This is a genomic window from Streptomyces sp. NPDC097619 (assembly GCF_040302735.1).
Taxonomy (GTDB): Bacteria; Actinomycetota; Actinomycetes; order Streptomycetales; family Streptomycetaceae; genus Streptomyces.
This window is the reverse complement of the sequence record NZ_JBEOSD010000232.1, coordinates 1-8,577: the sequence shown is the minus strand read 5'-3', so window position 1 is coordinate 8,577 and position 8,577 is coordinate 1. Positions and strand designations below refer to the sequence as shown.

At 75.9% G+C, this 8,577-nt stretch carries 6 protein-coding genes and 2 pseudogenes; 3 read left to right on the top strand and 5 right to left on the bottom strand.

The genetic code is table 11. The annotated features are described in order from the left end of the window. Positions 1–162 precede the first annotated feature (162 nt). A pseudogene (locus ABTZ17_RS34795) lies at positions 163–777 on the top strand (DUF349 domain-containing protein); the annotation flags it as partial. Here ABTZ17_RS34795 and fusA read toward each other — a convergent pair. Together fusA and ABTZ17_RS34785 are read right to left on the bottom strand one after the other, a co-directional pair. Next, positions 777–2,609, bottom strand: a pseudogene (gene fusA / locus ABTZ17_RS34790) (elongation factor G); the annotation flags it as partial. The pseudogenes ABTZ17_RS34795 and fusA overlap by 1 nt on opposite strands. A 458-nt stretch (positions 2,610–3,067) precedes the next feature. Then, positions 3,068–4,078 (bottom strand): NADP-dependent oxidoreductase, encoded by a 1,011-nt coding sequence (locus ABTZ17_RS34785; protein ID WP_352199805.1) that lies wholly within the window; start codon positions 4,076–4,078, stop codon positions 3,068–3,070. Between the two features lie 101 nt (positions 4,079–4,179). Here ABTZ17_RS34785 and ABTZ17_RS34780 point away from each other — a divergent pair, with 101 nt between their 5' ends. Beyond that, a complete protein-coding gene (locus tag ABTZ17_RS34780; protein ID WP_352199804.1) occupies positions 4,180–5,073 on the top strand; it encodes a LysR family transcriptional regulator in 894 nt (297 codons plus the stop codon). A gap of 30 nt (positions 5,074–5,103) precedes the next feature. On the opposite strand, the gene ABTZ17_RS34775 is transcribed toward ABTZ17_RS34780, so the two are convergent. Next, the gene (locus tag ABTZ17_RS34775; RefSeq protein ID WP_352199803.1) at positions 5,104–5,706 is read right to left on the bottom strand and encodes a TetR/AcrR family transcriptional regulator; all 603 of its coding nucleotides are present in this window, start codon (positions 5,704–5,706) and stop codon (positions 5,104–5,106) included. A 97-nt stretch (positions 5,707–5,803) separates the two neighbouring features. Here ABTZ17_RS34775 and ABTZ17_RS34770 point away from each other — a divergent pair, with 97 nt between their 5' ends. Further along, a complete protein-coding gene (locus ABTZ17_RS34770; RefSeq protein ID WP_352199802.1) occupies positions 5,804–6,592 on the top strand; it encodes an SDR family NAD(P)-dependent oxidoreductase in 789 nt (262 codons plus the stop codon). 103 nt (positions 6,593–6,695) lie between these two features. Here the strand turns inward: ABTZ17_RS34770 and ABTZ17_RS34765 are convergent, their stop codons facing one another. Together ABTZ17_RS34765 and ABTZ17_RS34760 are read right to left on the bottom strand one after the other, a co-directional pair. Further along, positions 6,696–7,838 carry a TolB-like translocation protein gene (locus ABTZ17_RS34765; RefSeq protein WP_352199801.1) on the bottom strand — a complete coding sequence of 381 codons (1,143 nt, stop codon included), beginning with the start codon at positions 7,836–7,838 and terminating at the stop codon, positions 6,696–6,698. Positions 7,839–8,071: 233 nt separating this feature from the next. Further along, a complete protein-coding gene (locus ABTZ17_RS34760) occupies positions 8,072–8,491 on the bottom strand; it encodes a TOBE domain-containing protein (protein WP_352199806.1) in 420 nt (139 codons plus the stop codon). Positions 8,492–8,577 lie beyond the last annotated feature (86 nt).

Sequence of the window (8,577 nt, the reverse complement as noted above, 5' to 3'; positions counted from 1 at the left end):
ATCCTGGGCCGCCGGATGCGTTTGGACCGCGCTGGATGCGGACAGGCGGCCCGGCCGTCGCCTATGTTGGCGTTGTGCAGGGCGGGCGCTGCCCGCCCCAGGAAACTGTGGACGATGCCCGGGGGGCGAACCCCTCGGCGGGCATCAGGTGGAGGAGGCGCTGTGAGCAGCGACCCGTGGGGCCGCGTCGACGAGACGGGCACCGTGTACGTGCGTACCGCCGAGGGCGAGAAGGTCGTCGGATCGTGGCAGGCGGGCACCCCTGAGGAGGCCCTGGCCTACTTCGAGCGCAAGTACGAGGGCCTGGTGGTCGAGATCGGCCTCCTCGAACGACGGGTGCGGACCACCGATCTCTCCGAGAAGGACGCGGTCACGGCCATCGGTCACATCCGCGAGCAGGTCGAGGAGCACCACGCGGTGGGCGACCTCGACGCGCTGCGGGTGCGGCTGGACAAGCTGGTGACGACCGTGGAGTCGCGCCGCGAGGAGCGCAAGGTCCAGAAGGCCAAGCAGACCACCGAGGCCCGCGAGGCCAAGGAGAAGCTGGTCGTGGAGGCCGAGGAGCTGGCGCAGAGCGAGCAGTGGCGCTCCGCGGGCGAGCGGCTGCGTGCGCTGGTGGACACCTGGAAGGGCCTGCCGCGCCTGGACCGCAAGTCCGACGACGAGCTGTGGCACCGCTTCTCGCACGCCCGGTCGGCCTTCTCCAAGCGGCGCAAGGCGCACTTCGCGTCCCTGGACGCGCAGCGCGAGGACGCCCGCAAGGTCAAGGAGAAGCTCAACAGCTCCATGGCGCAGCCGCGCAGGGCCTCCCGCAGGGCGGCCCGGCCCGCCGCCCGGAACGCGAGCTCCGAGGAGTCCTTGACGTGCACCGCCCCGTCGGTGAGCGTGACCCGCACCCCGGTGACCGGGAACCCGCCGAGCGGTCCCTCGGCCAGGGCGTCCCGGCAGCCCGCGGCCACGGCCCGCACGTACTCCGCGGGCACCCGGCCGCCGGTCACGGCGGACTCGAACTCCAGGCCCGGCCCCTCCCCCGCCGCCACGTCCAGCACCACCTGGGCGAACTGTCCGGCGCCGCCGTCCTGTTTGGCGTGCCGGTGGCGTAGGCCGGTGACGCCCGAGACCACCGTCTCCCGGTAGGAGACCTGCGGCCGACCGGACCGCACCGGCACCCCGTGGACCCGGCGCAGCTGCTCCACCGCGACCTCCAGGTGCAGTTCCCCGCGCCCGGACAGCACCGTCTGGCCGTGCTCGGGGTCGGTCCGGACCACCAGGGAGGGGTCCTCCTCCACCAGGCGGGCCAGCGCGGCCGCGAGCCGCCCGGTGTCGGTGGAGCGGACGGCCTCGACCGCCACCGACAGCACCGGGTCGGCGGCCGCGGGCGGTTCCAGCAGCAGCGGGGCCGCCGGATCGCACAGGGTGGCGCCCGCCCGGACCGCCTTCGGCCCGATCACGGCGACCAGGTCGCCTGCCACCGCCCGGTCCAGTTCCTCGTACCGGTCGGCCTGGACCCGCAGGATCCGCCCGACCCGCTCGGTCCGGCCGGCGCCCGCGTCCAGCACCGCGTCGCCGCGGCGCAGGGTGCCCGCGTAGACCCGCAGGTGGGTGAGGCGCCCGGTCGGGGTGGCCGCCACCTTGAAGGCCAGCGCGGTGAAGGGCTCCGCCGGGTCCGGGGCGCGTTCGGGTGCCCGCCCGGCCGTGTCCGCCCCGGGCAGGGCGGTGCCGCGCACGGCCGGCAGCTCGGCGGGCGAGGGCAGGTAGGCCACCACCGCGTCGAGCAACGGCTCGACCCCGCGGTTGCGGTAGGCGGATCCGCAGAGCACCACCACGGCCTCCCGGCCCAGGGTCAGCTCCCTCAGGGCGCCGCGCAGGGTCCCCTCCCGCAGGGCGGAGCCGGCGCAGTACTCCTCCAGGGCGCCGGGGTGCAGTCCGGCGACGGCCTCCTCCAGCGCCCGGCGGCACCGGTCCGCCTCGGGGCGGAGCCCGTCGGGGACGGGCCCCTCCTCCGGGGCGGTGGCACCGTCCGGCCAGTGCAGGGCCCGCATCCGGACCAGGTCCACCAGCCCGGTGAAGGCGCCCTCGGCACCGATCGGGAGCTGGACCACCAGCGGGACGACGCCCAGTCGGTCCCGGAGGGAGGCCACCGCGGCGTCCAGGTCGGCGCCCGCCCGGTCCAGCTTGTTGACGAAGGCGATGCGCGGGACTCCGTACCGGTCGGCCTGCCGCCAGACGGCCTCGCTCTGGGGCTCGACCCCGGCCACGGCGTCGAACACGGCGACGGCCCCGTCGAGGACGCGCAGGGAGCGCTCCACCTCGGCGGAGAAGTCCACGTGTCCGGGGGTGTCGATGAGGCCGAGGCGGTGCCCGTCCCAGGTGCAGCTGACGGCCGCCGCGAAGATGGTGATGCCGCGGTCGCGTTCCTGGGCGTCGAAGTCGGTGACGGTGGTGCCCTCGTGGACCTCGCCGCGCTTGTGGACGGCTCCGGCGGCGAACAGGACGCGTTCGGTGAGGGTGGTCTTGCCCGCGTCGACGTGGGCGAGGATGCCGAGGTTGCGGACGGCTGCGGGGGCGTGGGTGGGGGTGGCGGCGGTGCCGCGTGCGTCGGTGCGCATGGCCGGGGGCCCGTTTCTGTGACAGGAGGGCGGTCCCCGCCCGGCGCGCAGGTGGGCGCGCGGCGGGGTCCGCGGGGTCGGCGCGATTCCCGGACGGCCGACCCCGGCGCCGGGCCCCGGCGTCCGCCGGCCGCGGCGGGGCCGGGCGGCGGGACGTGCGGGGCGGGCGGGGGTCAGCGGGAGGTCACGGACGGCCGGTGCGCGCCGCGCTGCGGGCACCGGGCACCCCGGGACACGGGGATCACGTCGTACCGGACCGGGGAGGGGAACGCACGGGCGCCGCTGACGGCCATGGTCCTCTCCCCTCCTGCTGCGGTCCCGACGGCGCCGGGACCCTCCGGTCACGTGCGGCCGCCCCGGCCGGGTCCCTCCGACGGGACCCGTGGCGGCTCGCTCCGGCGAGTGTAGTGAGCGGCCGGGCCCGGTTCACCGGATTTTCCGCGGGCTCCGGCCGGCCCTCAACTGCCCAGCCTGACCAGCATCTTCCCAGTGTTGCGGCCGTGCAGCATGCCGATGAAGGAGTCGACGGTCCGCTCGAAGCCCTCGGCCACGGTGGCGTCCACGCCCACCGCCCCGCTGCGCAGGTGCGGGACGACGAAGTCCTCCAACTCCTCCTGCAGGGCGAGGTGGTGGCGGACCAGCACCCCTTCCAGTCGCAGGGACTTGTGCACCACCTCGAAGAGGTTGTGCGGGGCGGCCGGGGCCCGGTCCCCGTTGTACTGGGCGATGGCCCCCACCCAGGCGATCCGGCCGAACTCGCGGAGGGAGCCGATCGCGGCTTCGAGGTGGTCGCCGCCCACGTTGTCCACGTACACGTCGATGCCCTCGGGGGCGGCCGCGGCCAACTGCTCGGCGACCGGGCCGTCGTGGTAGTCGAAGGCCGCGTCGAAGCCGAACTCCTCGGTGAGCCGGCGGACCTTCGCGGCGGAACCGGCGCTGCCGATGACGCGACCGGCCCCCATCAGCCGGGCCAGTCGGGCGGTGGCCGTGCCGACCCCGCCGGCGGCGGCCGAGACGAACAGGTCCTCCCCCGCGCGGAGTCGGGCGGTCCGGGTGAGGGCGGCGTACGCGGTGAGGCCGGTGCCGCCGAGGATGCTCAGGTACGCCTCCGGGGCGACGCCCTCGTGCGCGCGGACCTTGCGGGCCCCGTCCGCGCCCTCGGTGACCAGGGCGTGGGTGCGCCAGCCCGCCCGGTGGAAGACGAGGTCGCCCTCGGCGAGCTTCGGGTCCCGGGAGGCGGTGACGCGGCCCAGGGAGCGGCCCTCCAGCGGGGTGCCGAGGGCGAAGCCGCCCTCCCCGCCGTCCATCAGACCGCGGTGGTAGGGGTCCACGGACAGCAGCAGGTTCTCGACGAGGGCGGTGCCGGGGGCCGGTTCGGGGACGGGGGCCTCGACGAGGGTGAAGTCCGTGGCGACGGGGAAGCCGGTGGGGCGGGCGGTCTGGTGCACGTAACGAGCGGTGTCGGTCATGGGCGTCACGCTAGGAAGGAATGCGGGGGCCGGGCAGGGGGTTGGGCTCATGGCAGTCGCACATCCATGAACAGTGCTCATAGAACGAGGTGGGAGGGGTCGTGCCCGAGCTCGCTCCGCAGGAACTCAAGGTCCTGGTGGCCGTCGCCGACAGCGGCGGGTTCTCCGCCGCGGCCGCGGCCCTGGGCCTGACGCAGTCCGCCGTCTCGCACTCGGTGCGCGCCACGGAGGGCCGGATCGGGGCGGTGCTCTTCGAACGGGACCGGCGGGGCGCCCGGCCGACCCCGGCGGGGGAACGGGCCGTGGCCCACGCCCGCCGGGTGCTGCGCCTCCTCGACGTGCTGGTCGCGGAGACCCGGGCGGCGGCCCGTTCCGGCGAGGGGGCCCCGCCCGCCGGACCCGTGCGGATCGCCGCCTTCCGCAGCGCGGCCCTGCACCTGCTGCCCCCGGCCCTGGAGCGGCTGACCCGCCGGCACCCGGAGATCGAGCCGGAGGTCCGGGTGGTGCGGGAGCTGGGCGCGGGCACGGCCGGGGAGGTGGCGGCGGGCCGGGCCGACCTCGGCATCGCGACCCTGGGCGGCTCGGCGGCCCTGCCGGAGGGGCTGGTCACCGGGGCCCTGACGGAGGAGCCGTACGCGCTGGTGCACCCGGCGGGGCATCCCGACCCCCGGACCCTGCCCTTCCTGGACTGGGACGAGAACTGCGGCTCCTACACGCGGGCCTGGTGGGGCCGGCAGGACTGGATCCCCCGGGCGACGGTGCGCGCCGAGGACGACGGCATGGTGCTGACGATGGTGGAACGGGGGCTGGGGATGGCCATCATGCCCGCGCTGTCGCTGCACGGGGCGCCCGAATCGGTGGCCGTGACGGATCTGGGGCCGGACCGACCGACCCGGACGGTCGGGTACGTGACCACCCCCGAGCTCGCCGCGGCCGGGGCGGTGCGGGCGTTGATCCGCGAGCTCCGGGCGGGCCGGACCCCCGCGGGGGCCTGACCCCCGCCCCGCTCCTCCCCGCCCCGGTGCTCACGCGGGCGGCGCCGCCAGGCCGGTGAGGAGGACGTCCAGGGCCAGCTCGGTGGCCTCGTCGAGCGGGGTGTCGTCCAGGAGGTCCCCGACGGCGAGCACGGCCAGCCCGTGCAGCGTGGAGAACGCGACCTGGGCCAGCCGACCCGGGTCGCCCGCCCGGACCGCCCCGTCCCGCTGGGCCCGCGCGATGAGCTCGGCGGCGGCCTCCAGGCTGCCGTGACCGAGGGCCCGCAGCTCCTCGCTGGACCCGTCCGCGTGCTTCGCGGTGAACATCAGGCCCACCAGGGCGGCGTGCCCGACCGCGAACTCCACGTACGCCCGGCCGAGCCGGGCCAGGGCCTCCGTGACGGTCCCGGGGCCCTCCGCCGCCGCCCGCAACCTCCCGTTGAGCCGGGTGAACCCGCTGACGGCCAGCGCGTCGAAGAGCGCCTGCCGGTCGCGGAAGTGGCGTCCGGGCGCGGCGTGGCTGACGCCGAGGTCGCGGGCGAGGGCGCGCAGGGAGACCCCGTCCGGGCCGGTGGCGGCCAGGACGGCTTCGGCCCGTTCCAGGAGCGCGGCCCGCAGGTTGCCGTGGTGGTAGGGCGCTTCGGCGTCGGACACGACCGGCCCCTCTCATGTTGTCATTGACTACAATGTTTACTCTGCCTACATTCGACTCCGGTCACACTCTTCACAAGCGCCGAAACGGAGCACGACGATGTCTATGACATACCGCGGCACCACCGCACTGATCACCGGGGCCAGTTCCGGGCTCGGCGCCGAGTTCGCCCGGCAGTGGGCCGCCCGGGGCGCGGACGTGGTCCTCGTCGCCCGCCGGGCGGACCGGCTGGAGGAGCTGGCGGGTGACCTGAACGAGCGGTACGGGACCACCGCCCACGTCCTGGCCGCCGACCTGGCCGCCCCCGGAGCCGCCGCCGCCCTGCGGTCCGCGCTGGACTCCCGGGGCCTGTCCGTGCAGACCCTGGTCAACAACGCCGGCTTCGGCAGCCACGGCCCGCTGGCCGCGCAGGACCCGGACCGCATCGGCGAGATGATCCGGCTCAACGTCACCGCGGTGGCCGAGCTGACCCGCGCGTTCCTGCCCGCGCTCACGGCCGACGGTCGGGGCGCGCTGGTGACGGTGGCCAGCGCCGCCGCCTACCAGCCGACCCCCTCGATGGCCGTGTACGGGGCCACGAAGGCGTTCGTCCTGAGCTTCACCGAGGCGGTGGCCTACGAGACGCGCCACACCCCGCTGCGGGTGCTGGCGGTCTCCCCGGGCCCCGTGCGCACCGAGTTCTTCGACGTGGTCGGCAGCCGGGACGCGGCCGTCGGGCGGATGGCCGGCCCGGAGCAGGTGGTGGCGGCGGCGCTGCGCGCCCTGGACCGCCGCTCGACGCCGCCGAGCATCGTGGCGGGCCTGGGCAACCGGCTGTCCGCGATGGCGGCCGGACTGGCCCCGCGCCGCCTCTCCCTGGCGGTCGCCGGACGCGCCCTCAAGGCCTGAGGAGGCGGCACGACGCGACGCGGCCGTCCGGTCCCGCGCGGGGCGGGACCGGAGGTCCGGTCCGGTCGGGTACGGGATCCGGCCCCGCCCCGCCCCGTCCGGTTCAGGAGAACCGGCGGATGAACACGTCGGTCACCCCGTTGGTGTCCCCGGGCACGAGGTCGTCGGCGGCGGATTCGAAGACGACCTCCCGCCCGCCGGAGCTGACCGCGTCGACACCCGCCGTGGCGGGCTGCTGGGCCACCACCTCGTCCGTGCCCTCCACCAGGTCCCGCAGCAGCAGTGAGGGTCCGCCCGTGGCGTTCGGGGCGTACAGGAGGTAGCGGCCGGTGGGGTCGATCGCCAGCCCCTTCACCCCCGGCACGGTCTGCGTGGTGCCGGAGGCCAGGTCGTGGACGTGGGTGTCCGGACCCGAGCGGTAGACGACCTTGGTGCCGTCGTCGCTCAGCTGCACCAGCGAGGCCGTCACGGCCGGGCCCTCCACCGGGCCGGTCCGGGTGTTGCCCGGCATGTCCCGCACGTACACGTCCTGCGTCTCGGCGTCCTGGTAGGCGACGAGCCGGCCGTCCCCGCTCATCGAGGGCAGGGAGGGCAGCAGGTGACCGAGGCTCGCGACCGTCCTGGCGGTGCCGGCGTTCGGGTCCTGGACCTCGATCCGCTGGCTGCCGGGCGGTCCGGGCCGGGCGGGCGGGTTCAGGACGACCAGGGCCAGGTACCGGCCCGTCGCGTCCCAGGACGCCTGGTTGCAGCCGTAGCCGTAGCAGTCGGCCTGGATCGAGGCGCCCGAGGACATCCGCGTCAGGTTGGTCCGGACGTGCCGCACCCACGGGATCGGGTAGGCGGTGTACCGGCCGTCCCCGCTCACCGAGACCGTCTGCGCCGCGGCCGGTTCCGCCACCGCGTAGTGCGAGGGCCGGCGCACCTCCCCGGTCGTCCCGTCGCGCAGGTACGGCTTGTCCCCGGCCGAGACCGCGTCGGCGGTCAGACCGGCCGCGGAGGACAGGAAGATCACGTGCCGGCCGTCGGGCGTGATCGAGGCGTGGTGCGAGGCGCCGCCCGTGGCCTGCGCACCGTCCGCCGCGACGCTGAGGCGCGCGACGGACCCCTCCCGTAAGCCGGCACCACCCGGTGCCGGCTCCGCCGAGGCCGGACCGGGCAGCGCGGCCGTGACCGCGCAGACCGCGGCGGCGGCCCCCAGGACGGTCCGCAGGCGGCGGCTTCTCTCCCAGCGTTCGTCTCTTCGCATGTTCCCCCCACACGACGCACGGTTTCCCCACCGGCTTTCCGCCGGAAGGCCACGCGCATGCAACCGCGCCTCCGCCGGGCGGTCAATGCGGCCTCCGCGCGCGAGGACCTGTTCCGGCCAGTCGGAGCGCGACGCTCCGGTCCGAGGAACGCGGCCGCGGACCCACGGAGGCGCGGGACGGGGCGCGGAAGCGCGGACCGGAGGGGCGGCGGGGCGGTCGTGCGGACGGGTCGTCAGCCCGCCGCGAGCGAGATCTCGGTGGACTTGACCAGGGCGACCACCTCGGATCCCGGGAACAGGCCCAGGTCGTCCACCGCCTCGCGGGTGACCGCCGCCGTCAGCTCGCCGCCCACGACGCCCACCCTTACGGTGGCCATGGCCTCCCCCGTGGTGACCCCCATGACGGTGCCCGGCAGCCGGTTGCGGATCGACAGCCCCTCGACCGGACCGGTGGCCAGCGCCACCTCGGTGGCCTTCACCAGGGCCCGTACGGACGAACCCGCCGCCAGGCCCAGCTCCTTGACGGCCTCCCGCGTGACGGCCGCGGTGATCTCCTGGCCCCCGGCCAGTCGCACCTTGACGGACGCCATGGCCACACCGGCCGTCACCGCCGTGACGGTGCCCGGGAGCTGGTTGCGGATCGACAGGTTCATGGCGCGCGCCTCGCAGACTCGGGGGTGTGTGGCGCCGCGGGCCGGCCCGGCCGCCCACCCCCCCCACGGGGTGGTGGAGATCGGTC

Coding starts and splice junctions, on each gene's coding strand:
- ABTZ17_RS34785 (WP_352199805.1), bottom strand. CDS start 4,078: ATGACCGACACCGCTCGTTACGTGCACCAGACCGCCCGCCCCACCGGC.
- ABTZ17_RS34765 (WP_352199801.1), bottom strand. CDS start 7,838: ATGCGAAGAGACGAACGCTGGGAGAGAAGCCGCCGCCTGCGGACCGTC.
- ABTZ17_RS34770 (WP_352199802.1), top strand. CDS start 5,804: ATGTCTATGACATACCGCGGCACCACCGCACTGATCACCGGGGCCAGT.
- ABTZ17_RS34760 (WP_352199806.1), bottom strand. CDS start 8,491: ATGAACCTGTCGATCCGCAACCAGCTCCCGGGCACCGTCACGGCGGTG.